This window comes from Bradyrhizobium sp. AZCC 1610 (assembly GCF_036924515.1).
Lineage (GTDB): Bacteria > Pseudomonadota > Alphaproteobacteria > Rhizobiales > Xanthobacteraceae > Bradyrhizobium.
The window spans coordinates 1,135,866-1,162,256 of record NZ_JAZHRR010000001.1; the positions used below are offsets into that span (position 1 = coordinate 1,135,866).

Genomic DNA, 26,391 nt, shown 5'->3' on the forward strand with positions numbered 1-26,391 from the left:
ATTCCTGCTCGTACCATGTGTCACCGCAACCGCGATAGATGACCAACCTCATTCTTCAGGTATGATCCATAGTTTATATTTCTCACCCGTAGTTTCCCGGGGGCAGCCGTGGCGATCAGCCCGGGTGTGTCATTTTGTCCGGCTGCACCAGGCGTTCGAATTCGGCGGCGCTCACAAATCCGAGGCGTACAGCCTCTTCCTTCAATGTTGTTCCGCGCGCGTGCGCCGATTTGGCGACCTTCGCGGCGTTGTCGTATCCGATCTTCGGAGCCAGCGCCGTGACCAGCATCAGCGAGCGCTCCATCAAATCGCGAATTCGCTTTTCGTCGGCGCGTATGCCCACCACGCAATGTTCGGTGAACGAGCGTGCCGCGTCCGACAGCAGTTGAATGGAATGCATCATACAATATGCCAGTACCGGCTTGTAAACATTCAATTCGAAATGTCCCTGGCTCCCGGCAACGGTGACGGCTGTCTGGTTGCCGAACACCTGACAGCAGACCATGGTCATCGCTTCGCACTGGGTCGGGTTGACCTTGCCGGGCATGATCGACGAGCCCGGTTCGTTTTCAGGCAGGATCAATTCGCCGAGGCCGGAACGCGGGCCCGAGCCCAGCAGGCGAATGTCGTTGGCGATCTTGAACAGGCCGGTCGCCACCGAATTGATCGCGCCATGCACCATGACATAAGCGTCGTTGGAAGCCAGCGCCTCGAATTTGTTGGGCGCGCTGGTGAAGGGCAGTCGTGTGATTTTCGCGACGTGCCTGGCAAACAGTTTTGCAAATCGCGGCTTGGAATTGAGACCGGTTCCAACCGCGGTGCCGCCCTGCGCCAGCGGGAACAATTCCTTCGCCGCGGTTCGCAGCCGCGCGATGCCGCTCTCGACCTGCGCGGTGTAGCCCGAGAATTCCTGCCCCAGCGTCAATGGCGTTGCGTCCTGGGTATGCGTTCGCCCGATCTTGACGATTTTTGCGAAGGCCTTTTCCTTCTTGCGCAATTCGCGATGCAGGTCGGTGAGCGCCGGAAGCAGGTCGGCGATGATGCGTCCCGCGGCGGCGATATGCATCGCCGTCGGAAATGAATCGTTCGACGACTGACTCATGTTGACGTGATCGTTGGGATGAACCGGTTTCTTGGCGCCGAGCTCGCCGCCCAGCATCTGGTTGGCGCGGTTGGCGATCACCTCGTTGAGGTTCATGTTGGTCTGGGTGCCGGAGCCGGTCTGCCAGACGACCAGTGGAAAGTGATCGTCGAGCTTGCCTTCGATCACCTCGCGCGCGGCGCGGACGATGGCCCCGGCGCGGCGCGCGTCGAGCAATCCGAGTTCGCGATTGGTTAGGGCGGAGGCGAGTTTGACGGTGCCGAGCGCACGGACGATCGCCATCGGCATACGATCCTGGCCGATCTTGAAATTCTGTCGTGAGCGCTCGGTTTGCGCGCCCCAATAGCGGTCGGCGGGAACGTCGATCGGACCGAAGCTGTCCGTCTCACTGCGGCTGGATTTGTTTCCAGATGTTTCTGTGCGGGCCATGAATACGTCCGTTGCGCCGTAAAGGTCGCGGAATGCGCACAGTACAGCGTCGCGGATTTTCTCGCGCGCGGATTATTTCTTGCGGAAACGATCCAGCCGCACCACTTCCGCGCCTTCGCTCGTCTTCGCCGGCTCCTCCTGGCTTTCCGCGGCGGGCTCCGGCGCGGCGACGGACAGGGCAGACGGGGCAGGAACTGCCGGCAGCTTCGCTGCAGGTACCTCTGCCGTGGCTTCCGACGGCTCGAATTGCAGGCCGAACTGCACCGAGGGATCGAGAAAACTCTTGATCGCCGCGAACGGTACCACCAGCCGCTCGGGGATGCCGCCGAACGACAGGCCGACCTCGAAACGATCCTCCGTCACCACCAGGTCCCAGAACTGATGCTGCAGGATGATCGTCATCTCTTCCGGATATTGCGCCAAAAGCCGCGGCGACAGCTTCACGCCGTCGGCGGTGGACAGGAAGGTGATGAAGAAATGGTGCTCGCCCGGCAGGCCGTGTTCGGCGGCGTCGGTTAGCACGCGGCGCAGCACCCCGCGCAGCGCGTCGCGCGCCAGCACGTCATAACGGATATGATCGGTCGCCATGGTCGTCCTGTTACGTTGGATGGCCGCCGGTCGCCCGACTCGCCCCTTGCCTCTATGCTACCCCGGCGGGAGCCGCAGGTCAGCAGGCCCGACGGAGCGAATTTGCGGCAGAATGGCGCCGTCGGCCGGAAATGAAGAGAATAAAGTGGAGGCTTCTGTTGCCAGGTGCCTCCGAACCCCGCCTAGCGGAGCTTAACCCACCAGGACTTTAGACTTGGTCTTTCAAACTGCGTTACGCAGCCTGAGCAACCGGAGCATAGTTGTCGTTTGCAACTATTGCATAGCCCGATAACGGCGGAACCATACCGGGAAAAAACTCGCCCTTTACGCCCTCGTCGATCCTGGTTCGCCCCCGCCGAAACCCATCCAGGAGGGGTGGGCTTGGGTGGAGGCGCCGGGTACTGCCCCCGGGTCCGAATGGTTTATTGCGACGGTCATTTATTTCCATAGCCGGCGAACCGGCACCCCCAATATAGGGTGAAAGTTTGGAGAAAAACAGGGCCGAAGGCGCCCGAACAGGAGGGGAACGCGGGTCCTGGACTTTCGGTTTGATATCGCTCAGTTGCGGTTTCGCCACGAATTCGACCATTCCCGAAAGCGCACCAGGTGCCGATCGGCGTCCCGGCGCCGCATAAATTTTCGCTGGTGTGGACGCAAGGATCGCGCTGCTGCTCGGCTGATCGCTCGCGTATTGCGGCGCTACAATCGCAAAGGTTGCGATCTGCGGCCCCTTGGCTGGGCTGATTGCAGCTTTGCCAGTTCATTTGCCATCCGGCTCGGAGGCGCTTTGGGTTTTGCTGGCGTTGTCTGAGGAAAATCGCTAGCAAGTTTCCGGGACAAGCATCCAGGTTATCCAAACAAACGGGCGAGAAGCCCGCTTTTTGGGGGAGGAGATATCCATGAACGCCACGCCGGGCCATGCGCCGGTCAAATCCATTATACCGAAATGGGTTCGCAACCCGCAGGAATTTGTCGGCGGAATTGCCTTGATGGCGATTGCCGTGTTCGCCCTTTGGGCGTCGAGCGACCTGCAGGGCATGCGCGGATTTTCGTTCGGCGCCGGCACCGCGCCGCGGATGTTCGGATTTTTGCTGCTGGGCCTGGGCGCGCTCATCACTGTTGTCGGCGTTTTCACCGAAGGTCCCCATCTCGCGAAATACCATTGGCGGGGACCCTTCTTCGTGACGGCCGCGATCTTGACGTTCGCCTTCACGATCCGGCCCATGGGAATGATCTTTGCCGCCATGGCCGCCTTCTTGATCGCGGCATGCGGGTCACCGGAAACCCGGTGGACGGAGACGCTGATCGTTGCCATCTGCCTGACGGCGTTTTGCGCCCTGTTGTTTCCATATGCGCTCGGCCTGCCTTTGCAGCTCCTGCCGACTTTCATGATCCGGTGAGGGCGTGATGGGAGATATCTTTTCAAATCTTGGACTTGGCTTCGGCGTCGTTTTCCAGTTCGTGCAGTGGACACCCGCTTTTCTTGGCGGCGCATCCATTCCGATCCCGGTCAATATTTTGCTGTGCCTGATCGGTGCGCTGGTCGGCACGCTCGTCGGCGTCCTGCCGGGCATCGGCACCATCGCCACCGTGGCCATGCTGCTGCCAATCACCTTTGGCCTGCCCCCGGTCGGCGCGCTGATCATGCTGGCCGGCATCTATTACGGTGCACAGTATGGCGGCTCGACCACCTCGATCCTGGTCAACATTCCCGGTGAGGCCGGCTCGGTGGTCACCGCGCTGGACGGCTTCCAGATGGCGAAAAAGGGCCGCGCCGGTCCGGCGCTCGCGATCGCCGCGATCGGATCGTTCTTCGCCGGCTGTGTCGCGACCGTGCTGATCGCCCTGCTGGGCGCGCCGCTCACCAAGCTCGCGCTGGCGTTCGGTCCTGCCGAATATTTCTCGCTGATGGTGCTCGGCCTGATCTTTGCGGTTGTGCTCGCGAAAGGCTCAGTGCTGAAGGCGATCGCGATGATCGTGTTCGGGCTGCTGCTGTCCATGGTCGGGTCCGACATCGAGACTGGCGCCTCGCGCATGGCCTTCAACATTCCCGAACTCGCTGACGGTCTTGGTTTTGCCACGCTGGCGATGGGACTGTTCGGCTTTGCGGAGATCATTCGCAATCTCGATGCCGGCGGTGAAACCGATCGCAAGCTGGTTCAGGAGAAGGTTTCGGGACTAATGCCGACGGCGCAGGATCTCAAGGAAACTGCCCCTGCGATCCTGCGCGGCACCGCGCTCGGATCGATTCTCGGCATTCTGCCGGGCGGCGGCGCCGTGATCGCATCGTTCGCCGCATACACGCTCGAGAAGAAAGTCGCGAAAGATCCCTCGAAGTTCGGTCATGGCGAAATCCGGGGCGTCGCGGCACCCGAGAGTGCCAACAACGCCGCCGCCCAGACCTCCTTCATCCCGTTGCTCACGCTCGGCATCCCGCCCAACGCCGTGATGGCGCTGATGGTCGGCGCAATGACGATTCACGGCATCGTGCCGGGCCCACAGGTGATGCAGAAGCAGCCGGAACTCGTTTGGGGCATGATTGCCTCGATGTGGGTCGGCAATCTAATGTTGCTCATCATCAATCTCCCGCTGGTCGGGATCTGGGTGCGGCTCCTGCGCGTGCCGTATCGCCTGATGTTTCCTTCTATCGTGGTTTTCTGCTGTATCGGCATCTACTCCGTGAACAACGCCCCAACGGACGTCATGCTCGCAGGCGCGTTCGGCTTGGTCGGCTACTGGCTGATCAAGCACGATTTCGAGCCGGCGCCGTTGCTGCTCGGTATGGTGCTCGGACCGCTGATGGAAGAAAACCTGCGCCGCGCACTCCTGATCTCGCGCGGCGATTGGTCGGTCTTCCTGACGCGTCCGTTGTCGGCGGTGCTGATGGCAATTGCCGCTGGGTTGCTTATCCTCGCGGTACTGCCATCGCTGCGTAAGAAGCGCGACGAGGTGTTTGTGGAATCGGAGAACTAACCTGCGGCGGTGCGCCGCAGCCCGAAGTCTGGTCGACCTAGGGCTAATTTTCTATGCCATGGAAAATGCCGGCCGGCAGGTTCGGCATTGCAACGGATCTCGGGAGATCAAAATGAACTGGTACGGTCGCTCGCTCGCGAGCGGTTTTCTGGCTGTGCTTGCCGGGCTGGGCCTGTGCTCTTCCCAGGCGCAGGCTCAAACCTATCCGACGCGCAGCATCACCATGATCGTGCCGTTCGCGGCAGGCGGTCCGACCGATGTCATCGCACGCATCGTCACCGGCCACATGGCGCAAACGCTCGGTCAAACCATCATCATCGAGAACGTGGTCGGCGCCGGCGGCACCACCGCCACCACGCGCGCCTCGAAGGCTGCCAATGACGGCTATACGCTGATCACAGGGCATATGGGAACGCATGCGGCTTCCGTGCCGCTTTATCCCAAGCTGGCCTATCATCCGGAGAAGGATTTCGAGCCGGTCGGCCTGCTCGCCGGCACCCCGATCCTGATTCTGGCACGGAAGGATTTCCCGCCGAAGGACCTCAAGGAATTCATCACCTATGTGAAAGCGAATGAATCCAAGGTCAACGCGGCGCATGCCGGCGTAGGTTCGGTTTCGAATGTGTCGTGCGAATTGCTGAACTCGATCCTGGGAGTCAAGCCGATCGGCGTTCCCTTCAACGGCACGGGACCTGCGATGAACGCGCTGGTGGGCGGGCAGGTCGATTACATGTGCGACCAGATCGTCAACGCGGTGCCGCAGATCAACGGCGGCACGATCAAGGCCTATGCGGTTGCGACGGCCGAGCGCAATCCGTCATTGCCCAATGTTCCCACCACCACCGAGGCGGGCTTGCCGGCCTTCCAGGCCCAGGCGTGGAATGCGATTTTCGCGCCGAAGGGAACGCCCGCGGACGTCGTCGCCAAATTGAACGCCGCGGTCGTCAAGGCGCTGGATGACGAGGGCGTGCGCAAGCGCCTGCTCGATCTCGGCAGCGTCATTCCGGCTGCCGCCGATCGTACCCCTGCCGCGCTGGGAACGTTGGTGAAAAATGAAATCGCCAAATGGACGCCGGTGCTCAAAGCGGTGAATTAGCCCACACAATCAAGACAATGGGCGAGGGGCGGGACGCAGGTTCCGCCCCTTGCCGTTTGTGCAGGGGATGATCATTTTTCCGGGTATAATTGCTGTGCGAAGCCGAATCGGCGTGTCGATCGGATGTCCCGGCCGCTAAATTCGCCGTTCCGAAAAGGCCTGAAGCACCAGCCATGAACCAGTACCACGACCTGCTCGAACGTATCCTCAGCGACGGCGCGGAGAAGCACGACCGCACCGGCACCGGCACGCTGTCGATCTTCGGTCACCAGATGCGGTTCAACCTGTCGGCCGGGTTTCCGATGCTGACCACCAAGCGGCTGCCGCTGAAGGCGATTGTGCACGAATTGCTGTGGTTTCTCGCCGGCGACACCAACATCAAGTACCTGAAGGACAACGGCGTCTCGATCTGGGATGAATGGGCCGACGAAAACGGCGATCTGGGCCCGGTTTACGGGTCGCAGTGGCGGTCATGGCCGGCGCCGGACGGGCGCAGCATCGACCAGATTTCCAACGTCATCGACATGATCAAGCGCAGCCCGGATTCGCGGCGGCTGATCGTGAGCGCGTGGAATCCGGCCGATGTCGACAAGATGGCGCTGCCGCCCTGTCACTGCCTGTTTCAGTTCTACGTCGCCAACGGCAAGCTCTCCTGCCAGCTCTATCAGCGCTCGGCCGACGTGTTCCTCGGCGTGCCCTTCAACATCGCTTCCTATTCGTTGCTGACCATGATGGTCGCGCAGGTGACGGGATTGAAGCCCGGCGACTTCGTGCACTCGCTCGGCGACGCACATCTCTACTCCAACCATCTCGAACAGGCGCGGCTGCAACTGACGCGGCCGACGCGCCCGTTGCCGGTCATGAAGATCAATCCGGACGTGAAGGATATCTTCGCGTTCCGTTACGAGGATTTTGCGCTCGAAGGCTACGATCCGCACCCGCACATCAAGGCCGAAGTTGCGGTATGAGTAGCAGCGGTGTGAGCACCTGATGTCCCTCACGATCCGCCGCGCGCGGCCGGACGAGGCGGGGCTTGTCCTGTCCTTTGTTCGCGAACTCGCCGAATACGAAAAGCTGCTCCACGAAATGGAGGCGACTGAGGCCGACATCGACGCGGCATTGTTCGGCGCCAATCCGCGATTGTTCTGCGAGATCGCCGAATGGGACGGGATGCCTGCGGGCTTCGCGGTTTGGTTCGTCAATTTCTCGACCTTCAGCGGCCGCTCCGGGATCTATCTGGAAGATCTGTTCGTTCGCCCGGCGCTGCGCGGCAAGGGTATAGGCAAGGCGCTCTTGGTGCATCTCGCAAAGCAATGCGTGGCAAACGGCTGGTCGCGATTGCAGTGGTCGGTGCTCGACTGGAACACGCCGTCGATCGAATTCTACAAATCGCTTGGCGCCGAACTGATGGACGAGTGGACGATTTGCCGGGTCGGCGGTCCGGCGCTGACGGCGCTGGCGCAAGGGACGCGGTAATGGAAATCGTTCTCATCGTTGCGGTCGCGGAGAACGGCGTGATCGGGGCAAGTGGCGCCATTCCGTGGCGGCTGAAATCCGACATGGCGCGTTTCAAGGCGCTGACAACGGGAAAGCCCGTGGTGATGGGGCGCAAGACTTTCGTCTCGATCGGCCGTCCGCTTCCCGGACGGACCAATATCGTCGTCACCCGCGATTTGGCCTTTCGCGCCGATGGCGTGGTGGTTACCCATTCCTTCGCTGATGCGAAGGCGATCGCCACCGGCGATGCGCTGCGACGTTTCGCCACTGAGATCGCTGTGATCGGCGGCGCGGAAATCTATGCCCAATGGATGGACAGCGCCGATCGCTTGGAGTTTACCGAGGTGCATGCCCGGCCCGACGGCGACACGCGTTTTCCGGCCGTCGATCTAACCGCTTGGGAAGAGGTGGCGCGTGTGCGGAATCTGGCCGGTCCGCACGACAGCGCCGATTTCTCCTATGTGACATTTCGTCGGCGCAAACAGCGTTAACCTCGCTAACCAATGTTTGCATTGACAATTATGGCCTCAAGCATAGCTGCTCGGAGAGGTAAGCTTGCGTTGTAAGGGACCTAGCGGTCCCCTATAAAGCCGGGCGGATATGCGAGGCTTAAGGCATCCTGCCCAACAGGCGGACCCGGGCCACCCGCAGAGGAGAGTTGATATGCCGTGGAAGAATCAAGGCGGCGGTCCATGGGGCTCAGGTCCGAAGGGGCCGTGGGGTTCGGGTCCGCAATCGGTCGGGCCGAGGCCACCCGATCTCGAGGATCTCCTGCGGCGCGGCCAGGACAAGCTGCAGCAGCTTCTGCCCGGCGGACATTTCAGCGGCATGGGCATCGCGCTGGTGCTGGCTGGCGCGTTGGCGATCTGGGGCTTGTCCGGATTCTTCCGCGTGCAGTCGGAAGAGCTCGGCGTCGTGCTGCGCTTCGGCAAGCATGTTCGCACCGTGCAACCCGGCCTGAACTATCATCTGCCCTATCCGATCGAGACCGTGCTGCTGCCGAAGGCACTGCGCGTCTCCACGATCTCGATCGGGATGTCGCTGATCGACGATCCGGCGCGGCGCGGCCGCACCATGCGGGACGTGCCGGAAGAAAGCCTGATGCTGACCGGCGACGAAAACATCGTCGACGTCGACTTCACCGTGCTGTGGCGGATCAAGCCCGACGGCGTCGGCAATTACCTCTTCAACATCCAGAACCCCGAAGGCACCGTGAAGGCAGTGGCCGAAAGCGCAATGCGCGAAGTGATCGGCCGTTCCTTGATCCAGCCGATCCTTACCGGCGCCCGCACCACGAACGAGCAGGGCGTGCAGGAACTGATGCAGAGGACGCTCGACACCTACGGCTCCGGGATCCAGATCACGCAGGTGCAAATGCAGAAAGTCGATCCCCCCGCGCAGGTAATCGACTCGTTCCGCGACGTGCAGGCCGCGCGCGCCGACTTTGAGCGGCTGCAGAACGAGGCGCAGACCTACGCCAACCGCGTCATCCCCGACGCCCGCGGCCGCGCTGCGCAGATCCTGCAGGTCGCCGAAGGCTACAAGGAACAGGCGGTCGCCGAGGCCAAGGGCCAGAGCTCGCGCTTCTCGAAGGTCTATGACGAATACAAGAAGGCACCCGACGTGACGCGGCAACGAATTTACCTGGAGACGATGGAGCGGATTCTCGGCGGGTCCGAGAAACTGGTCTATGACGGCGGCAACTCGGCACAGAGCATCGTGCCGTATCTGCCGCTCAGCGAATTGACGCCGCGCCGTCCGGCGCCGACGGCCGGTCAGCAGCAGAGCGGAGGCACCCGATGAGGTCCCCGGTTGCAGGTATTGCCACCCTGATCCTGCTGTTCCTCGTGGTTATCGTGGGCTACAGCTCGATCTTCACGGTGTCTCAGACCGAACAGGCGCTCGTGGTCCGGCTCGGCCGGCCGGTCGACGTCGTGTCCGAGCCGGGCCTTAACTTCAAGGCGCCGTTCATCGACACCGTCATCAGCATCGACAAGCGCATCCTCGATCTGGAAAATCCGTCCCAGGAAGTCATCGCTTCCGACCAGAAGCGGCTCGTCGTCGACGCCTTCGCCCGCTACCGGATCAAAAACCCGTTGCGCTTCTATCAGAGCATCGGCTCGATCCAGGCCGCCAACATTCAGCTCACCACGCTGTTGAACGCGTCACTGCGCCGCGTGCTGGGCGAGGTCAACTTCATCAATGTGGTGCGCGACGAACGCGAGGGCCTGATGACGCGCATCCGCGAGCAACTCGACCGGGAGGCCGATCAGTACGGCATCCAGGTGGTCGACGTGCGTATCCGCCGCGCCGATCTGCCGGAGGCCAACAGCCAGGCGGTCTATCAGCGCATGCAGACCGAACGGCAGCGCGAGGCGGCGGAGTTCCGCGCCCAGGGCGGCCAGAAGTCGCAGGAGATCCGATCGAAGGCCGATCGCGAGGCCACCGTCATCATCGCGGAGGCCAATTCGACCTCCGAGCAGACGCGCGGCGTCGGCGACGCCGAACGCAACCGCCTGTTCGCCGAGGCCTATGGCCGGGATCCGGAGTTCTTCGCCTTCTATCGTTCGATGTCGGCCTATGAGACCGGGCTCCGTTCCAACGACACCCGTTTCCTGCTACGGCCTGATTCCGAGTTCTTCCGCTTCTTTGCCAATCCATCCGGCCACCCACCGGCGGCTGCGGCTGCGGCGGCGAAGCCCTAGACCTCCTCGGGGTCGGATACACGCGTTACGGCGAAGCGGTTCGCTTCGCCGGCATAAAGTAAAAAGCGCCAGCGGGGGGTCGCCATTCGATGAGGTCCATAGCGTTCGCCGACTTCCTCATCGGTGTGGGCATTCTCTTCGTGCTCGAAGGCCTGATGTTCGCCGCCAGCCCGGCCTGGATGCGCCGGGCGATGAAGAGCGCGCTGGCGACGCCGGACAATATCCTGCGGATCGTCGGCATCGTCTCGGCGGTCGTGGGCCTGCTCCTGATCTGGTTCGTGCGGCGGTAGGGCGGTTCCGTCATTTCGGGATGATCCGAAGGACGGGACGTCGGATATGCGATTGCACATCGGGAATATGCCATTGCACATCGGGGAACCTCGAGATTTTGCGCCGTGCAATTGCACGCCTTAAATTTGCTTCGCGCCCTGGAATGACCGACGCCCTCGGGGCGCAAGTAGCTGTGGCGTCAACGCAATCGTGAGCCGTCTGGGGCCGGTTTTTCGCCGGAATATCAGGCGCAGATGCTTGCGCCTCGGACCCGTTCGGGCGCACTGTGGACCCGAATTCGACCCTTTGGAGACAAGCTGACATGACCGGTGCCAGACCCGCCTTGACCAGTCGCCTGCGCTTGATGGGGATTGCGATCTCGCTCAGTGCCGCCAGCATTCTGGCGACCGCGCCGGTCAGCGCGCGCGGGCCGGACGGCATCGCCGACATTGCCGAGAAGGTGATCGACTCCGTCGTCAACATCTCGACCTCGCAGAACGTCGAGGCCAAGGGCGGCGGCAACAACAGGGAAGCGATGCCGCAACTGCCGCCGGGCTCGCCGTTCGAAGAGTTCTTCGATGACTTCTTCAAGAACCGGCGCGGCGGCGCCCCCAAGGACGGCGACAAGAGCGGCGAGATGCAGCGCCGCAAGACCAATTCGCTCGGCTCCGGCTTCATCGTCGATGCCGCAGGCGTCGTCGTCACCAATAATCACGTCATCGCGGACGCCGACGAAATCAACATCATCATGAACGACGGCACCAAGATCAAGGCCGAGCTGGTCGGCGTCGACAAGAAGACCGACATCGCGGTCCTGAAGTTCAAGCCGGTGAAGCCGGTGAACGCGGTGAAGTTCGGCGATTCCGACAAGCTGCGGCTCGGCGAATGGGTGATTGCGATCGGCAATCCGTTCAGCCTCGGCGGTTCGGTCACGGCCGGTATCGTATCGGCGCGCAACCGCGACATCAGCCAGGGGCCGTACGACAGCTACATCCAGACCGATGCATCCATCAACCGCGGCAATTCCGGCGGCCCGCTGTTCAATCTCGAAGGCGAGGTGGTCGGCGTCAACACGCTGATCATTTCGCCGACCGGCGGTTCGATCGGACTCGGTTTCGCGGTGCCCTCGAAGACGGTGGCGGGCGTGGTCGATCAGCTCCGGCAGTTCGGCGAGCTGCGCCGCGGCTGGCTCGGCGTGCGGATCCAGCAGGTCACCGAGGAGATCGCCGAAAGCCTCAACATCAAGCCTGCCCGCGGCGCGCTGGTTGCGGGCATCGACGACAAGGGGCCGGCCAGGCCCGCGGGCATCGAGCCCGGCGACGTCGTCGTCAAGTTCGACGGCAAGGACGTCAAGGACCCGAAGGATCTCTCTCGCGTCGTCGCCGACACCGCGGTCGGCAAGGAAGTCGACGTGGTCATCATCCGCAAGGGTAAAGAGGAAAGCCGCAAGGTCACGCTCGGGCGCCTCGAGGATACCGACAAGGTGCAGCAGGCCGCCGTCAAGAGCAAGGAAGACCCCGTCGTCGAAAAGCCGGTGACGCAAAAGGCGCTCGGCCTCGATCTCGCCGCGCTGAGCAAGGATCTGCGCAGCAAGTACAAGATCAAGGATAGCGTCAAAGGCGTGATCATCACCGGTGTCGATGGCTCCTCCGACGCCGCCGAAAAGCGGCTCTCCGCCGGAGACGTCATCGTCGAGGTGGCGCAGGAAGCCGTCGGCAACGCGGCCGACATCAAGAAGCGCGTCGATCAGCTCAAGAAGGACGGCAAGAAGTCGGTGCTGCTGCTGGTCTCGAACGGCGAAGGCGAATTGCGCTTCGTCGCGCTGAGTGTGCAGTAACGACCCGTCATACTCCGCGAAAGCGGAGTATCCAGTACGCCGCGGCCTTTCGGTTCTGTCGCTGACGTCTCTGGAATACTTGATCACCCGCTTTCGCGGGTGACGACAGCCGGGGATTATTTCTCCACAAACTCCTCGCGCCGATAGCCCTGCGCATACAGCAGCGCGGTGAGGTCGCCGTAGTCGATCCGCGCGGCGGCAGCGGCGGCGACCGCGGGCTTGGCGTGATAGGCGACGCCGAGCCCCGCAGCCTGGATCATGCCGAGATCGTTGGCGCCGTCACCGGTCACCAGCGTGTCGATTTCGTCGAGGTCGAAGGATTCGCGAAGCTCGATGAGCGTTGCCAGCTTGGCGGCGCGGCCGAGGATCGGCTCGGCCACTTCGCCGGTGAACTTGCCGTCGCGAATCTTCAACTCGTTGGCGCGGTTCTCCTGGAAGCCGATTTTTGCGGCGACCGCATGGGTGAACAGCGTGAAGCCGCCGGAGATCAGGCAGGTCCAGGCGCCGTTCGCGCGCATGGTGGAAACCAGCTCCCGGCCTCCCGGCGTCGGTATGATGCGTTTTGCCAGCACCTCATCGACCACGCCGACCGGCAGGTCCTTCAGCAGTGCGACGCGCTCGCGCAGCGCCGGCTCGAATTCGATTTCGCCGCGCATCGCCCGTTCGGTGATTCCGGCGACATGCGCCCTCAGCCCGGCGAAATCGGCCAGTTCGTCGATGCATTCCTGGCCGATCATGGTGGAATCCATGTCCGCCAGAAAAAGCTTCTTGCGCCTGAAGGCGACAGGCTGCACGACGATGTCGATCGGCAGGTCGCCGCGCGCCTTTTGCAGGCGGGTTTCGATCGCCTTGATGTCGTCCAGGCTCTTGACCTGATAGTCGAAGGGAATGTCGACTGCGACCTCGTCGAACAGCCATTGCGCTGTTCCCGGCGAGGGAAGGACGGCCAGCGCGCCGTCGACGATGGTGGTGTCGAGCGCGGGATTGGCCGGGTTGCAGATGAGCGTGGCGACGAGGGACATGCAGGCGTATCAGCTAGATTTGAGCAAGGCCGTGCTTATCGCAGGGCCGACCGCCAGCGGCAAGTCGGCCCTGGCGCTCGAATTGGCACAAAAGACCGGCGGCGTCGTCATCAACACCGATTCCATGCAGGTCTATCGCGATCTCCGCATCATCACGGCGCGGCCGACACCGGAGGAGGAGGCGTGCGCGCCGCACCGGCTCTATGGCCATGTCGACGCATCTGTCAATTTCTCGGCGGGTGCCTGGGTGGCGGATGCCGGAGAGGTGCTGGCGGAGGCGCGCGCGGAAAAGCGCTTAGCCGTCTTCATCGGCGGGTCCGGCCTGTACTTCAAGGCGTTGACGCGCGGCCTGTCCGCGGTGCCGGCTATCCCGGCCGAGATACGCGATGCCGTTCGCGCGCGGCTGGAGCGCGACGGTGTCGAGGCGTTGCACGCTGAGCTGGCACGCCGCGATCCCATATCGGCCGAACGCCTGAAGCCGCGCGACCGCACGCGGATTGCCCGTGCGCTGGAAGTCGTCGAAGCCACCGGCCGTACGCTGCCCGACTGGCACCAGGAAGGCCTGCCGCCGCTGCTGCCTCGGAGCGAATTCACCGCCCTGTTCCTCGCGCCCGAACGCGATCAACTTTATGCGCGGATCGATGCGCGGTTCGGCGCGATGCTGGCCGCCGGCGCGCTGGATGAGGTCGCGGCGCTGGCCGCGCGAAAGCTCGATCCCTTGCTGCCGGCCATGAAGGCCCATGGCGTGCCGGCGCTGATCCGCTACCTAGTCGGCGAGATCACGCGCGAAGAGGCCGCCGAAATCGGCCGCGCCGACACCCGCCATTACGCCAAGCGGCAGTTCACCTGGTTCCGGCACCAACTGCCGGAGTTTGAATGGGTGAAGCCGGAGGCGGCGAGGGGGTGGCTTCGGACCATCCCGGAATGACAACGAAAGTGGTGAGGCGGACCGCGCGCATGGCTGCACGCATAAAATTCCCCCTCGCCGAGCCGCCGGAACGCCGCTAAGCTGCAAAAATCGCGCCGATGGCGCCATTGCCTTGACATTCAGGGTGGGGCGGCTATGTTCGCGCAACCTTTGGGAAGTCCGAGCCGCAAAATGCGTAATATTATTACCAAACTCCTTATCGTAGTCGTACCCAGGCGCACCGCCGGGGGTGGCTGAGGCCATCCCAAAGTCAGGCGGTGTGCATTGGGCCTCTCGGGCCCTTTTTTTATTCCCTCAAGACCTCGAAACCGAAGAAAGCCGCGCCAACCGCGCATCCGGAGCAGACCATGACCGACAAGAGCCACGATCCCAACCAGATGACCGGCGCCGCGATGATCGTGCGCGCGCTCATCGATCATGGTGTCCAGCACCTGTTCGGCTATCCCGGCGGAGCGGTGCTTCCGATCTATGACGAGATTTTCCAGCAGAGCGACGTCGAGCACATTCTGGTGCGGCACGAGCAGGGCGCCGGCCATGCGGCCGAAGGCTACGCGCGCTCGACCGGCAAGCCGGGCGTGGTGCTGGTGACGTCAGGCCCCGGCGCCACCAACATGGTGACGCCGCTGACCGACGCGCTGATGGATTCGATTCCCCTGGTCTGCATCACCGGGCAGGTGCCGACGCATTTGATCGGCAATGACGCGTTCCAGGAATGCGACACCGTCGGCATCACCCGTCCCTGCACCAAGCACAACTGGCTGGTGCGCGACGTCAACGATCTGGCCAAGGTGCTGCACGAGGCGTTCTATGTGGCGACCACGGGCCGTCCCGGCCCCGTCGTGGTCGACGTGCCCAAGGACGTGCAGTTTGCGATCGGCACCTACCATCCGCCGCGCAAGTCCGACGTGCATGTCTCCTACACGCCGCGGGTGAAGGGCGACGCCGCGCAGATCCGTAAAGCCGTGGCGCTATTGGCTTCCGCCAAGCGGCCGGTGATCTATTCCGGCGGCGGCGTCATCAATTCCGGCACCGAAGCGTCGAAGCTGCTGCGCGACCTGGTCGAGGTTACGGGTTTCCCGATCACCTCGACCCTGATGGGCCTCGGCGCCTATCCGGCCACAGGCAAGAACTGGCTCGGCATGCTGGGCATGCACGGCACCTACGAGGCCAACATGGCGATGCATGATTGCGACGTCATGCTGTGCGTCGGCGCGCGCTTCGACGACCGCATCACCGGCCGCACCGATGCGTTCTCGCCGGGCTCGAAGAAGATTCACATCGACATCGACCCGTCCTCGATCAACAAGAACATTCGCGTCGACGTGCCGATCATCGGCGATGCCGGCAACGTGCTCGGCGACCTGCTGCAGGTGTTCAAGGCGGAGGCGAAGAAGCCCGATATCAGGATCTGGTGGCAGGAGATCGCCAAGTGGCGCGCGCGCAATTCGCTCGCATACAGGAAGAACAACGATGTCATCCTGCCGCAATACGCCATCGAACGCCTGTTCGCGGCGACGCGAGGGCACGACACCTACATCACGACCGAAGTCGGCCAGCACCAGATGTGGGCGGCGCAGTTCTTCGGGTTCGAGGAGCCGCACCGCTGGATGACGTCGGGCGGTCTCGGCACCATGGGCTACGGCCTGCCGGCCGCGCTCGGCGTGCAGGTCGCGCATCGCGACAGCCTCGTGATCGATATCGCGGGCGACGCCTCGGTGCAGATGACGATGCAGGAGATGTCGACGGCCGTTCAGTTCGAGCTGCCGATCAAGATCTTCATCCTGAACAACCAGTACATGGGCATGGTGCGGCAGTGGCAGCAGCTCCTGCACGGCAACCGGCTGTCGCATTCTTACTCCGAAGCGCTGCCGGATTTCGTCAAGCTGGCGGACGCGTTCGGCTGCGTCGGCCTGCAGGCGATCAAGCCCAGCGATCTCGACGGCGCGCTCAAGGAAATGATCAGCGTCAAGCGCCCGGTGCTGTTCGATTGCCGCGTCGCCGCGCTGGAAAACTGCTTCCCGATGATTCCGTCCGGCAAGGCGCACAACGAAATGCTGCTGCCGGCGGAAGCCACCGACGAGGCTACCGCCGCCGCCTTCGCCGGCGGCAAGGCGCTGGTGTGAGGGCGCTGGACACAAATTCCGCTGTCATCGCCCGGCTGGACCGGGCGATCCAGTACGCCACGGCTTCTGCGTTGCTCTCGGGCGTCTCTGGAATACTGGATCCCCGCTTTCGCGGGGATGACAAGAATGAGGAAAGATCGACTGGAAACCAAAATGTTTGATCTCAGGGAGCTCGAACGTGCGCACGAGATCGTCGGCCAGGCTGTGCCGCCGACGCCTGCGCATGCGTGGCCGCTGCTTAGCGACCGGCTCGGCGCTGACGTCGTGGTCAAGCATGAGAACCACACGCCGATCGGCGCCTTCAAGGTGCGCGGCGGGCTGGTTTATCTCGACCGGCTGAAGCGGGAGCGACCGAACACGCCCGGGATCATTTCCGCCACGCGCGGCAATCACGGGCAGAGCCTCGCCTTCGCGGCTGGCCGCCACGGCGTTCCGGCCGTGATTTATGTGCCGCGCGGCAATTCAGTGGAGAAGAACCGCGCCATGCGCGCGTTCGGTGCCGAACTGGTCGAACATGGCGAGGACTTTCAGGCGGCCGCCGAAGAAGCCGAGCGCCGCGCCCAGTTCGCCGGCCTCCACATGGTGCCGTCCTTCCATCCCGATCTCGTACTCGGCGTAGCCACCTATGCGCTCGAATTGCTGAGGGCTGCGCCCGACCTCGACGTGCTCTACGTGCCGATCGGGCAGGGCTCGGGGATTTGCGGCTGCATCATGGCGCGCGATCTCTTAGGTGCCACGACCGAGATCGTCGGCGTGCAATCGACCGAAGCGCCGTCCTATGCGTTGTCGTTTGCGGCCGGCACGGTCGTGACCACCGAAACCAGCAATACGCTGGCCGACGGCATGGCCACGCGTGTTCCCGTCGCGGAAGCGCTCGCGGTTATCAGCAAGGGCGCCGCGCGCATCGTGCAGGTCACAGACAATGAGGTTGCCACGGCTGTCCGCGCCTACTGGACCGACACGCACAATCTCGCCGAAGGCGCGGGCGCGGCTGCGCTCGCAGCCGCGCTGCAGGAGAAGGCAAAGCTCGCCGGCAAGCGCGTCGGCCTGGTCCTGAGCGGCGGCAATATCGATTTCGATCTGTTCCGCAGATGGGTCGGGACGGACGTCACAGCGACCGGCCAACGGGCCGTGGCGTGATGAGAGGACATGTAAGGGGACGATAATGAACCAGCCCGCATCCGCCTACTTCCTGGAAGATCGCCACGATCCAAACGAGACGCACACGCTCTCGGTCCTGGTGCAGAACGAGCCGGGCGTGCTCGCGCGCGTGATCGGCCTGTTCTCCGGCCGCGGCTACAACATCGAGAGTCTCACCGTTTCCGAAACCGAGAGCCAGAAACATCTCTCGCGCATCACCATCGTCACCACAGGTACGCCGATGGTGATCGAGCAGATCAAGCACCAGCTCGATCGCATGGTGCCGGTCTACCGCGTCGTCGACATGACGATCACTGGCCGCTCGATCGAGCGGGAACTCGCCATGGTGAAGGTGCGCGGCGGCGGCGACCACCGCGTCGAAGCGCTGCGGCTGGCAGATGCGTTCCGCGCCCGCGTGATCGACGCCACGACAGAGAGTTTTGTGTTCGAGATCACAGGCAATTCCACCAAGATCAGCCAATTCATCGACCTGATGCGCCCGCTCGGCCTTGTCGAAGTGTCGCGCACCGGCGTTGCCGCGATCGGGCGCGGGCCTGAAGGGATGTGAAACATGCTGGCGCGCGACTGGTATTACAATCAACGGCGGCAGCTCGGCCTCGATTCCGCGGTCGCCTCGATCTATGACCGGCATGACGACAGCGACCTCCGGGCGCGTGCGGCGCTGGCCATGCTCGGCGTGCAGAAGGGCTGGCGGGTGGCCGATATCGGTTGCGGCAACGGCGTCCTGGCCTGCGAGGCGGCGCTAATGGGCGCCGAGGTCGACGCGATCGACATTTCGCCGGCGATGCTGGCGCTCGCCAATATCCAGGCCCGCGACCGCAAGATCGCGATTCGGACCCAGCCGGCCGGCATGCTGAGCTTCGCCTACCAGCCGAATTCGTATGATCTGATTGTCAGCGAGTTCACGCTGCATCATTTGCCGGATTTCTGGAAGGCGGTGGCGCTGGCAAGAATCTATGCGGCGCTGAAGCCCGGCGCCAATTTCTACCTGCGCGACATCGTCTTCGTCAGCATGCCCGACGGCACTGAGCGCGATGTCGAGCAATGGGCCGATTTCACCATCAAGAACCACGATTTCCAGCGCGAGGGCGTGGTCACCCATATGCGCGACGAATACTCTACCTTCGGCTGGGTGATCGAGCGCATGCTGACCGATGTCGGCTTCACGCTGGAATCGGTCGACTATCACGCGCCGCTGCACGGCACTTACCTCTTGCGCAAACCAAAGCCGGACCAACAGAGCTAAGAAAACCAACAGAGCCAGGAACCAACAGGGCCAAGAAAAATGAAACCGGCCGATGTCTGCATCGCCGTGCTGGTGGCGGTGATCTGGGGCCTTGCCTTCGTAGCAAGCCGGATCGCGCTCGACGAGTTTTCGCCGGAACTGATGACGACGCTGCGCTTTTCCATCGCCGCCTTGCCCTGCCTGTTCGTGGCGCGGCCGAAGGTTTCATGGACGGTGCTGGCCTCGATCAGCTTCACGCTGTTCCTCGGGCAGTTTCTCGCCCAGGCCTTTGCCATCGCCCACGGCGTTCCCGTCGGCCTTTCCAGCGTGATCGTGCAGAGCCAGGCGCTGTTCACCATCGGTTTTGCCGCGCTCCTGTTCCGCGAGCGGCCGGGCGCGTGGCAGACCGTTGGCATCGGCGTCGCCACGGCCGGCCTGCTGATGATCTGCGGCACCGTCGGTTATGATTTCAGCATCAGTGCCTTCGCCATATTGATGATCTCGCCGCTCAGCTTCGCAGCCGGCAACCTGCTGCTCCGGCGCGCACCTGATGTGCCGATGTTCGATCTGTTCGCATGGCTGTGTCTGGTTGCGGCGGTCCCATTGTTTGCGCTGACGCTGGTCAGCAACGGCCCGCAGCCGACCTGGCATGCGCTGACCCATATGTCGCTGACCGGCCTGATGTGCATGATCGGTCTCGGCGGGGTCTCCACCAGCATCGCCTACTGGCTGTGGGGGAGGCTACTGCGGGACTATCCTGCGGCGCAGGTGGTGCCGTTCGCGCTGCTGGTGCCGTTCGTTGGTTCCGCCGCCTCCAGCGTGGTGTTCGGCGAAACCTTCGGGCCGCTGCGGCTGGCCGGGATGGTCACGGCGGTGGGCGGCATTGCCGTCATGCTGCTGTCGAAGCGTCCCAAGACCTTAGAAAAACAAGTTCTGCCAAAGATCGCGTGAGGTCCCATGTCGCATTCGTGCTAATCGCCTTCGTCATGTTTGCCACGGTGATGTTCTTCACGCCGGGGCCGAACAACATCATGTTGCTCTCGTCGGGGCTGACTTACGGCTTCCGCCCGACCATCCCGCACATCATGGGAATCACGGTCGGCTTTGCCTTCATGGTCGGCGCGGTCGGTCTCGGGCTCGGGACCGTCTTCATCGCCTATCCCGTGCTGCAGACCATCCTGAAATATGCCGGGGTCGCCTACCTGATCTATCTGGCCTGGGCGATTGCGATGTCCGAGCCGCCGTCCGCGGATCAGGATAGCCGTGGCCGCCCGATGACGTTCTGGGGCGCGGCTATGTTCCAATGGGTCAACGCCAAGGGCTGGGTCATGGTGATTGGCACCATCACCGCCTATGCGGCCATCGCGGCCTATCCCTGGAACATCGTGATCCAGGTCGGCTTGAGCTTGGTCCTCGGCATCCTGTCCTGCACCGCCTGGGCGCTGTTCGGCACTTCGCTGCGCCCCGTCCTGACCTCCCGGCGGGCGGTGCGGGCCTTCAACATCATCATGGCGGTGCTGCTGCTGGCGTCGCTCTATCCGGTCTTCATGGACGCATGATGCCGCACCTGGCCATGCAGAAACGGGTTTCCCCTGAAGCGGAAAATGCTCTAGACAACGCCGGAAATTCACGGGCGACCGGCGGTCCTATTCCCCCAAATGCCTGATTAACCGGCCGTTTTGGCCATCGATTAAGGAAACGACCCATGCGTGTTTATTACGATCGTGATGCCGACCTGAACCTGATCAAGGGCAAGAAGGTCGTCATCGTCGGCTATGGCAGCCAGGGCCACGCCCATGCGCTGAACCTGAAGGATTCCGGCGTCAAGGAAGTCGCGATTGCGCTGCGCAGGGGCTCGGCCTCGGCCAAGAAGGCGGAAGCCGCCGGCTTCAAGGTGATGGAAGTCGCCGAGGCCGCCAAATGGGCCGACCTCGTGATGATGCTGACCCCCGACGAATTGCAGGGCGACATCTACCGCGAGCACCTGCACGACAACATGAAGAAGGGTGCGGCGCTCGTGTTCGCTCACGGGCTCAACGTCCATTTCAACCTGCTCGACCCGCGCGCCGACCTTGACGTGCTGATGATCGCGCCGAAGGGCCCCGGCCACACCGTGCGCTCGGAATACCAGCGCGGCGGCGGCGTGCCCTGCCTGATCGCGATCGCCAAGGACATCTCCGGCAACGCCCATGACCTCGGCCTCAGCTATGCCTCGGCGATCGGCGGCGGCCGCGCCGGCATCATCGAAACCACGTTCAAGGAAGAGTGCGAAACCGATCTGTTCGGCGAGCAGGTGGTGCTCTGCGGTGGGCTGGTCGAGCTGATCAAGGGCGGCTACGAGACGCTGGTGGAAGCCGGCTACGCCCCCGAGATGGCCTATTTCGAATGCCTGCACGAGGTGAAGCTGATCGTCGACCTGATCTATGAAGGCGGCATCGCCAACATGAACTACTCGATCTCCAACACCGCCGAGTACGGCGAATACGTCACCGGTCCACGCATCGTCACATCAGAGACCAAGGCCGAGATGAAGCGGGTGCTCAACGACATCCAGTCCGGCAAGTTCGCCCGCGACTGGATGCTGGAGAACAAGGTCAACCAGACCTCGTTCAAGGCGACCCGCGCCAAGCTCGCCGAGCATCCGATCGAGGAAGTCGGCGCAAAACTCCGCGACATGATGCCGTGGATCAAGAAGGGCGCACTGGTCGACAAGACCAAGAACTGACGGTGTCGTTCCCCGGATGCAGCGCAGCACGCAAGTGATGCGCTACTGGTCCGGGGTCCATCGGCGTTCGCGAAGCGGTCCCGGCTCTTCGGCGCATCGCTGGCGCGCTGCACCGCGTCCGGGACATGAGAGCGTCCAAGCGCAGGTTCGGCGTTACCGACATACCAATAATTAAGCGTTCGACGCTACGTTCGGGCGAGATCGCGAACGCGGTCTCGCCGCTTCTTCAAAGAATTTATGGCTCAACCATATTCTTCAACGCGCCGCGCCGAGTGCGCCGCCCGAGCCGAAACGAAGAGCTGACGCTTCATGCACATTCTTGGTGCGAAGCAATTCAACAGTTACATTAACGACAGAAAAGCCAGCGTTTACCGAGTCAAAGCGCGGTTGCTTAATCTGCATTCTCGTTCGCGAAGCGAGGTCGCCGGTCGAACAGCGCGACCGGGTATCAGTTTCTCCATGCAGTGAGGCGAGGTCGGCACCCGGTCAAAGACGGCGGTCGACCGGCGCAGGTCCGACTCAAGCAATCCGAACCGCCTACTTCTCGATCCTGTTGTGCAACTGCCAGAAGCGCACTGTGCGCTGGGCCGTCTCCATCGACAGTTTCCGGTAATCGCGCTCCGCGATCTCCAGCGTCTGCTCGTTGACCGAAGGCATCACCGGCCGGTTGCGCAGGATCGACTCGACCGTCGGCCAGTTCAGGCGGGCCGACCGGCAGGGAATGAGGAGGAGGTCGGCGCGGGGGCCTTCCATCAGCCGAGCCACCATTTCGATTGGCATCTCATTGAGAACCGCGATCGCAACCGTGACCTCGTCGAACTTTTTCGATTCGGCGAAATTATAGACCGCCGCGTCGTCCAGCTCGTTCAGCCCCTTCATCAGCTTTACGTACTCCTCGGCAACGCCGAAGCTCCGCCCCGAGGGCGGCGTTTCGCGGGCGATCGTGTTCAGGACCTGCTTGATCTCTTCCTGGAGCGCAGGCGGCGCGATGGCCAGCAGGCGGGCGCGGACCGCGTCCTTGGCGCGTCGCAGCAGATCGCGCATGCAATTTACCGGCAGATCGCCGCGAAGGCCGAGAATCTCGACCAGCTCGTCGTCGGCGGAGGCGCGGGCGACGATGTTGGAATAGCCTTCTTCGGAAAACTGCGCGCCGGCATTGTTGGCCAGCTTGCGGATCACCTGGTTTTCGCCGCGATCGACGATGACGTCGGTCACGGCCGCGGGCAGGTTGGGCCGGCCGGAAATGGCGAGCAGGTGATCCTGCCCCTTGCTGCTGGCGATCTCGACCAGCACGTCGGTCCCGAGCCGGCTGGAATTTGCAAGCACATTGCCGGCGACCTCGATCTCGTCGTCCCAGGCAAGATGCTGGATGACCTCGAACGGCGCGTAGTCGAGCGGCGCCAGCCGTTTCGAGAGTTCGGCCTTGGCCCGCGTTTCGACGCGCGCGATCAGGAGGCAGAGCACGTCGTCGAAGACCTTGACCTGGTCGTCGCTGAGGCGGTCCCCGTCATTGAGGAAGAGATCGGTCACCTGCCGCAGGGTTTCAACCCGTCGGGCGGATGAACCGCCTCTGACGGCATCTTCAAGTTCGGCAATGATCGAGTGCGCCGGCTGTTGCACCATTGTGGGCAGCCTGTCTGGTTGTTGATGGGTTGGCGCGCACAATGCCGAGCCGAGCCTTACACCTGCGTTAAAGGCGCGATCCGGTGGAAATACAGATCGACTGCATCTGAAACGGGCAATCCATTGGCGGCGGTCATCGCAGGCACTCCGGCATCGAAGCAGGCCGCGCATTGCAAACGTCGCGTTCCGAATTATTTACCAAAGCGATCGGGGCGTATGCTGCGATTTCACGCGATAAATCGCCGATGTCGAACCGGATCGGGCATGTACCATCGCTTCCGGTACCCCGGTCCGGCTGCTATCCTCTCCAAACCGTTCCCGGGAAAAATCGAATAGCAGCTTGCCAAACAAGACGCCGTCAAGGCTGGCCGCACCCGCGGAGGAAGCTGACAAAGCCAGTGCTTAAGCATTCCTTCACGACAAACTTCATTAAACCTCTCACAAGGGCTTAGGTCATGAGATCTGTCGTCATCACCGGCGCGTCCACCGGCATCGGCTGGGCCAGTGCGAAATTGCTGCTCGACCGCGGCTTCCGCGTGTTCGGCAGCGTCCGCAAGCAGGCCGACGCCGACCGCCTCAAGGGCGAGTTCGGGGCGAACTTCTCGCCGCTGATCTTCGACGTCACCGATGAGGCCGCCGTATTGGCTGCCGCGCGCGAGGTCCGCAACGCCCTCAACGGGGAGACTCTCGCCGGTCTCGTCAACAATGCCGGCATAGCCGTCTCGGGCCCGGTGCTCGAACTCGCCGCCGACGAATTCCGCCGCCAGATGGACGTCAACTTCATCGGCCCTGTTATCGCGACCCAGGCTTTCGGGCCGCTGCTCGGCTCCGATCCGGCCCTGAAGGGACCGAAGGGGCGGATCGTGATGATCTCCTCGGTCGCCGGCAGGAACGGCAATCCGATGACCTCGGCCTATTCCGCATCCAAGCACGCGATCGAGGGGCTTTCGGAGAGCCTGCGCCGCGAACTGATGCTATTCGGGATCGACGTCATCATCATTGCGCCGGGCGCGGTAAAGACGCCGATCTGGAGCAAGGCCGAGGAGGTCGATATCTCCGCCTACAAGAACTCGCCGTATTTTCCGGCGCTGGAGAAAATCCGCGCCTTCATGCTGGGCCTTGGTGCGACTGGATTGCCGGCGGAGAGGATCGCCGAGAAAGTCTTCGAGGCATTGACGCTGCCGAAACCCAAGGTGCGCTACGTGATCGCGCCGGATCCGATGCGGCAGTTCATGGCAGCCGTGTTGCCCAAGCGCACCCTCGACAGGATCATCGCCAAGCGCCTCGGGCTGACGCCGCAGGGATGAAGTCGGTCGTGATAACGCGCATTGGTAAGACCCACGCCGAGTTGACCCTGCTTGCCAACGCGGCGCTCCGCGCTCAACCCGGGTGCGAAACCGCTTCCGTTCCGGCGCTGTCGGCGTTGCCCGTCCGCGAGGGGCGAAACTGGGAGATCCCCAACGTCGTACTCGGCGACAGCCTGATCAGCGATGTCGATCGGGCCGTCATCACGGTGCACCATCAGCTCGGCCGCAAGTTCTTTTTGAAGGCGGACGACTAGATCAACCGGCCTGAACGGTCTGCTTGGCCCGCGGCGCCATTGCGATCATCCGCAGCGCGAACACCGCCACCAGCGGTATCAGGAACAGCGCATAGAGCGGCATGTCGGGAATCCGCTTGCCGAACGAGACCATGAACTGGAACAGCAGGTAGTAGCCGCCGGCGAGATGCAGCCGGCGCCAGGCGCGTGCGCCGATCGCGGCCGCGGTGCGGTCGAACGAGGTCGCGGCCATGGCGATGATGAAGGCGTAGCCGATGCCGCCGAAGATGTAGGACGCGATCGAGGTCGCCGCCGCATATCCGGCGGGATCCATGATGGCGAAGGCTATGATGGCGACCGCGTGAATGGCGTGCGAGGCCGCAAAGCTGACGCCGAGATAGCGGCGGTTGCGGCGCAGCCATCGGGTCCACGCGTTGGGCCACATCAGCGCCAGCGCGGCCGAGAAGGCGAGGCAGAACAATACCAGCGAGGTTCGCGCGGTGAAGCGGATCACCATGCGCACGCCCTCGACCTCGAACGAGCGCATGCCGGCGATCCAGATGCTGAGGGCGAGCAGGGTCAGCGAGAGCAGGGCGAACAGCCGCCAGCCATCGAACCAGTTTTGACGCGTCGGCATGTTCGTTCCCCCATCGATTGTGCGTCATTGCGAGCGAAGCGAAGCAATCCACCTCACCAAGTCAAGAAAGAATGGATTGCTTCGCTTCGCTCGCAATGACGCGGATGCGCAATGTAATCGCCAGTTACATATGCCGATGCCGGGCGGTCAATAGTGTAATCGGTGCTTACATTCACAAGGCAGTGATGGTAGGAGAGGACATGCATCCCGTCGCCAAATCGTCCGCCGCGAAATCCTCGGCCGTCAAGCCGCGCCGTCGCGCGTCCCGCGCGACCGCGCCAAAGCCGTATCATCACGGCGATCTCCGGCGCGTCCTGCTCGATGCCGCGCTGCAGTTGGTCGACGAGGGCGGGGCGGAGGCGGTCAGCGTCCGCGAAGCCGCCCGCCGCGCAGGCGTGTCGCCAGGGGCGCCGTTCCGGCATTTTCCGAGCCGCGACGCCCTGATGCAGGCGGTGGCGGAGGAGGCGCAGCGCCGGTTCCGCGCCGAGATCGAGACGGCGCTTGCCGCCGCAGCCCCCGGCGATCCACTCGGCCGCTTTCGCTGCCTCGGGCTCGCCTACCTGCGCTGGGCGATGCGCAATCCGACCCATTTCGAGATCATTTCCAGCCGGCGCTTTTTTGAGCACGACAAAGCCGCCGCCATCTCCCGCGACAATGCCGAACTGATCGAGCTGACCGAGCAAGCGCTCGCCGAAGCCTTCGCGGCGGGCCAGCTCCGCGCCGTGGACCTCAGGCAGGTCCAGATTGCCGGCCGGGCGCTGGTTTATGGCTTTGCCCGGATGAATATCGACGGCCATTTTCCGCGCTGGGGGGTGGCCGCCCCCGAGGCCGAGCGGACCGCCGAGGCAATCCTCTATCTTTTCATCGAGGGGATTGCCAGCCGGCTCTGACTCCTGCCGTCATTCCGGGT

26 protein-coding genes and 1 other RNA gene are annotated in these 26,391 nt (G+C 63.1%); 21 read left to right on the top strand and 6 right to left on the bottom strand.

Annotated elements, in window-relative coordinates:
• Positions 1 to 115: 115 nt before the first annotated feature.
• The 3 genes from fumC to ssrA all read right to left on the bottom strand — a co-directional run bounded on the left by fumC (position 116) and on the right by ssrA (position 2,621).
• Positions 116 to 1,531: a class II fumarate hydratase gene (gene fumC, locus V1279_RS05680; protein ID WP_334433378.1), complete on the bottom strand. Its 1,416-nt coding sequence runs from the start codon at positions 1,529 to 1,531 to the stop codon at positions 116 to 118.
• Between the two features lie 72 nt (positions 1,532 to 1,603).
• Positions 1,604 to 2,119: an SspB family protein gene (locus tag V1279_RS05685; protein ID WP_334433379.1), complete on the bottom strand. Its 516-nt coding sequence runs from the start codon at positions 2,117 to 2,119 to the stop codon at positions 1,604 to 1,606.
• 144 nt (positions 2,120 to 2,263) lie between these two features.
• Positions 2,264 to 2,621, bottom strand: a transfer-messenger RNA (tmRNA) gene (ssrA, locus tag V1279_RS05690).
• A gap of 397 nt (positions 2,622 to 3,018) precedes the next feature.
• Between ssrA and V1279_RS05695 the strand changes: the two genes are divergently transcribed.
• The 10 genes from V1279_RS05695 to V1279_RS05740 all read left to right on the top strand — a co-directional run bounded on the left by V1279_RS05695 (position 3,019) and on the right by V1279_RS05740 (position 12,497).
• Complete coding sequence (locus V1279_RS05695) at positions 3,019 to 3,519, top strand: tripartite tricarboxylate transporter TctB family protein (protein ID WP_334433381.1); 501 nt, start codon at positions 3,019 to 3,021, stop codon at positions 3,517 to 3,519.
• A 7-nt stretch (positions 3,520 to 3,526) separates the two neighbouring features.
• Positions 3,527 to 5,092: a tripartite tricarboxylate transporter permease gene (locus V1279_RS05700; protein WP_334433383.1), complete on the top strand. Its 1,566-nt coding sequence runs from the start codon at positions 3,527 to 3,529 to the stop codon at positions 5,090 to 5,092.
• Between the two features lie 112 nt (positions 5,093 to 5,204).
• Entirely contained in the window at positions 5,205 to 6,188 is a 984-nt protein-coding gene (locus V1279_RS05705) for a tripartite tricarboxylate transporter substrate binding protein BugD (RefSeq protein WP_334433384.1), read from the top strand.
• Between the two features lie 173 nt (positions 6,189 to 6,361).
• On the top strand, positions 6,362 to 7,156 hold the full coding sequence (locus V1279_RS05710; RefSeq protein WP_334433385.1) for a thymidylate synthase: 795 nt from the start codon (positions 6,362 to 6,364) through the stop codon (positions 7,154 to 7,156).
• 22 nt (positions 7,157 to 7,178) lie between these two features.
• A complete protein-coding gene (locus tag V1279_RS05715; protein ID WP_334433387.1) occupies positions 7,179 to 7,664 on the top strand; it encodes a GNAT family N-acetyltransferase in 486 nt (161 codons plus the stop codon).
• On the top strand, positions 7,664 to 8,176 hold the full coding sequence (locus V1279_RS05720) for a dihydrofolate reductase (RefSeq protein ID WP_334433389.1): 513 nt from the start codon (positions 7,664 to 7,666) through the stop codon (positions 8,174 to 8,176). Before V1279_RS05715 ends, V1279_RS05720 begins: the two co-directional genes overlap by 1 nt.
• A gap of 172 nt (positions 8,177 to 8,348) precedes the next feature.
• On the top strand, positions 8,349 to 9,488 hold the full coding sequence (gene hflK / locus V1279_RS05725; RefSeq protein ID WP_334433390.1) for an FtsH protease activity modulator HflK: 1,140 nt from the start codon (positions 8,349 to 8,351) through the stop codon (positions 9,486 to 9,488).
• Positions 9,485 to 10,390 carry a protease modulator HflC gene (gene hflC, locus V1279_RS05730; RefSeq protein ID WP_334433392.1) on the top strand — a complete coding sequence of 302 codons (906 nt, stop codon included), beginning with the start codon at positions 9,485 to 9,487 and terminating at the stop codon, positions 10,388 to 10,390. The genes hflK and hflC overlap by 4 nt, the downstream gene beginning before the upstream one ends.
• A gap of 89 nt (positions 10,391 to 10,479) precedes the next feature.
• Complete coding sequence (locus V1279_RS05735; protein WP_028350308.1) at positions 10,480 to 10,680, top strand: DUF2065 domain-containing protein; 201 nt, start codon at positions 10,480 to 10,482, stop codon at positions 10,678 to 10,680.
• A 302-nt stretch (positions 10,681 to 10,982) separates the two neighbouring features.
• A complete protein-coding gene (locus V1279_RS05740) occupies positions 10,983 to 12,497 on the top strand; it encodes a Do family serine endopeptidase (protein WP_334433394.1) in 1,515 nt (504 codons plus the stop codon).
• Positions 12,498 to 12,613: 116 nt separating this feature from the next.
• Here V1279_RS05740 and serB read toward each other — a convergent pair whose 3' ends face one another.
• On the bottom strand, positions 12,614 to 13,519 hold the full coding sequence (gene serB, locus V1279_RS05745; protein WP_334433395.1) for a phosphoserine phosphatase SerB: 906 nt from the start codon (positions 13,517 to 13,519) through the stop codon (positions 12,614 to 12,616).
• Between serB and miaA the strand changes: the two genes are divergently transcribed.
• The 8 genes from miaA (at position 13,497) to ilvC (ending at position 21,681) form a co-directional block, all read left to right on the top strand.
• Positions 13,497 to 14,447 (top strand): tRNA (adenosine(37)-N6)-dimethylallyltransferase MiaA, encoded by a 951-nt coding sequence (gene miaA / locus V1279_RS05750; RefSeq protein ID WP_334433396.1) that lies wholly within the window; start codon positions 13,497 to 13,499, stop codon positions 14,445 to 14,447. The genes serB and miaA overlap by 23 nt on opposite strands.
• A 347-nt stretch (positions 14,448 to 14,794) precedes the next feature.
• Entirely contained in the window at positions 14,795 to 16,570 is a 1,776-nt protein-coding gene (locus tag V1279_RS05755; protein ID WP_334433397.1) for an acetolactate synthase 3 large subunit, read from the top strand.
• A 153-nt stretch (positions 16,571 to 16,723) separates the two neighbouring features.
• The gene (locus V1279_RS05760) at positions 16,724 to 17,710 is read left to right on the top strand and encodes a threonine dehydratase (protein ID WP_334433399.1); all 987 of its coding nucleotides are present in this window, start codon (positions 16,724 to 16,726) and stop codon (positions 17,708 to 17,710) included.
• A gap of 25 nt (positions 17,711 to 17,735) precedes the next feature.
• Positions 17,736 to 18,278 (top strand): acetolactate synthase small subunit, encoded by a 543-nt coding sequence (gene ilvN, locus V1279_RS05765; protein ID WP_334433400.1) that lies wholly within the window; start codon positions 17,736 to 17,738, stop codon positions 18,276 to 18,278.
• Positions 18,279 to 18,281: 3 nt separating this feature from the next.
• On the top strand, positions 18,282 to 18,977 hold the full coding sequence (locus V1279_RS05770) for a class I SAM-dependent methyltransferase (RefSeq protein WP_334433402.1): 696 nt from the start codon (positions 18,282 to 18,284) through the stop codon (positions 18,975 to 18,977).
• Positions 18,978 to 19,016: 39 nt separating this feature from the next.
• On the top strand, positions 19,017 to 19,907 hold the full coding sequence (locus tag V1279_RS05775) for an EamA family transporter (protein WP_334433403.1): 891 nt from the start codon (positions 19,017 to 19,019) through the stop codon (positions 19,905 to 19,907).
• A gap of 35 nt (positions 19,908 to 19,942) precedes the next feature.
• On the top strand, positions 19,943 to 20,515 hold the full coding sequence (locus V1279_RS05780; RefSeq protein ID WP_334446223.1) for a LysE family translocator: 573 nt from the start codon (positions 19,943 to 19,945) through the stop codon (positions 20,513 to 20,515).
• A gap of 146 nt (positions 20,516 to 20,661) precedes the next feature.
• Positions 20,662 to 21,681, top strand: a complete 1,020-nt coding sequence (gene ilvC, locus V1279_RS05785; RefSeq protein ID WP_334433404.1) for a ketol-acid reductoisomerase — start codon at positions 20,662 to 20,664, stop codon at positions 21,679 to 21,681.
• Between the two features lie 537 nt (positions 21,682 to 22,218).
• Here the strand turns inward: ilvC and V1279_RS05790 are convergent.
• Positions 22,219 to 23,304: a DUF2336 domain-containing protein gene (locus tag V1279_RS05790; protein WP_334433405.1), complete on the bottom strand. Its 1,086-nt coding sequence runs from the start codon at positions 23,302 to 23,304 to the stop codon at positions 22,219 to 22,221.
• A gap of 455 nt (positions 23,305 to 23,759) precedes the next feature.
• Here V1279_RS05790 and V1279_RS05795 point away from each other — a divergent pair, with 455 nt between their 5' ends.
• Together V1279_RS05795 and V1279_RS05800 are read left to right on the top strand one after the other, a co-directional pair.
• Positions 23,760 to 24,611 (top strand): SDR family oxidoreductase, encoded by an 852-nt coding sequence (locus V1279_RS05795; RefSeq protein ID WP_334433406.1) that lies wholly within the window; start codon positions 23,760 to 23,762, stop codon positions 24,609 to 24,611.
• An 8-nt stretch (positions 24,612 to 24,619) separates the two neighbouring features.
• Complete coding sequence (locus V1279_RS05800) at positions 24,620 to 24,865, top strand: hypothetical protein (protein WP_334433408.1); 246 nt, start codon at positions 24,620 to 24,622, stop codon at positions 24,863 to 24,865.
• Position 24,866: 1 nt separating this feature from the next.
• On the opposite strand, the gene V1279_RS05805 is transcribed toward V1279_RS05800, so the two are convergent.
• Complete coding sequence (locus tag V1279_RS05805) at positions 24,867 to 25,481, bottom strand: hypothetical protein (RefSeq protein ID WP_334433409.1); 615 nt, start codon at positions 25,479 to 25,481, stop codon at positions 24,867 to 24,869.
• 200 nt (positions 25,482 to 25,681) lie between these two features.
• On the opposite strand from V1279_RS05805, the gene V1279_RS05810 reads away from it, so the two are divergent.
• Positions 25,682 to 26,371, top strand: coding sequence for a TetR/AcrR family transcriptional regulator (locus tag V1279_RS05810; RefSeq protein WP_334433410.1), 690 nt, complete (start codon positions 25,682 to 25,684; stop codon positions 26,369 to 26,371).
• The last annotated feature ends 20 nt before the right edge of the window (positions 26,372 to 26,391 follow it).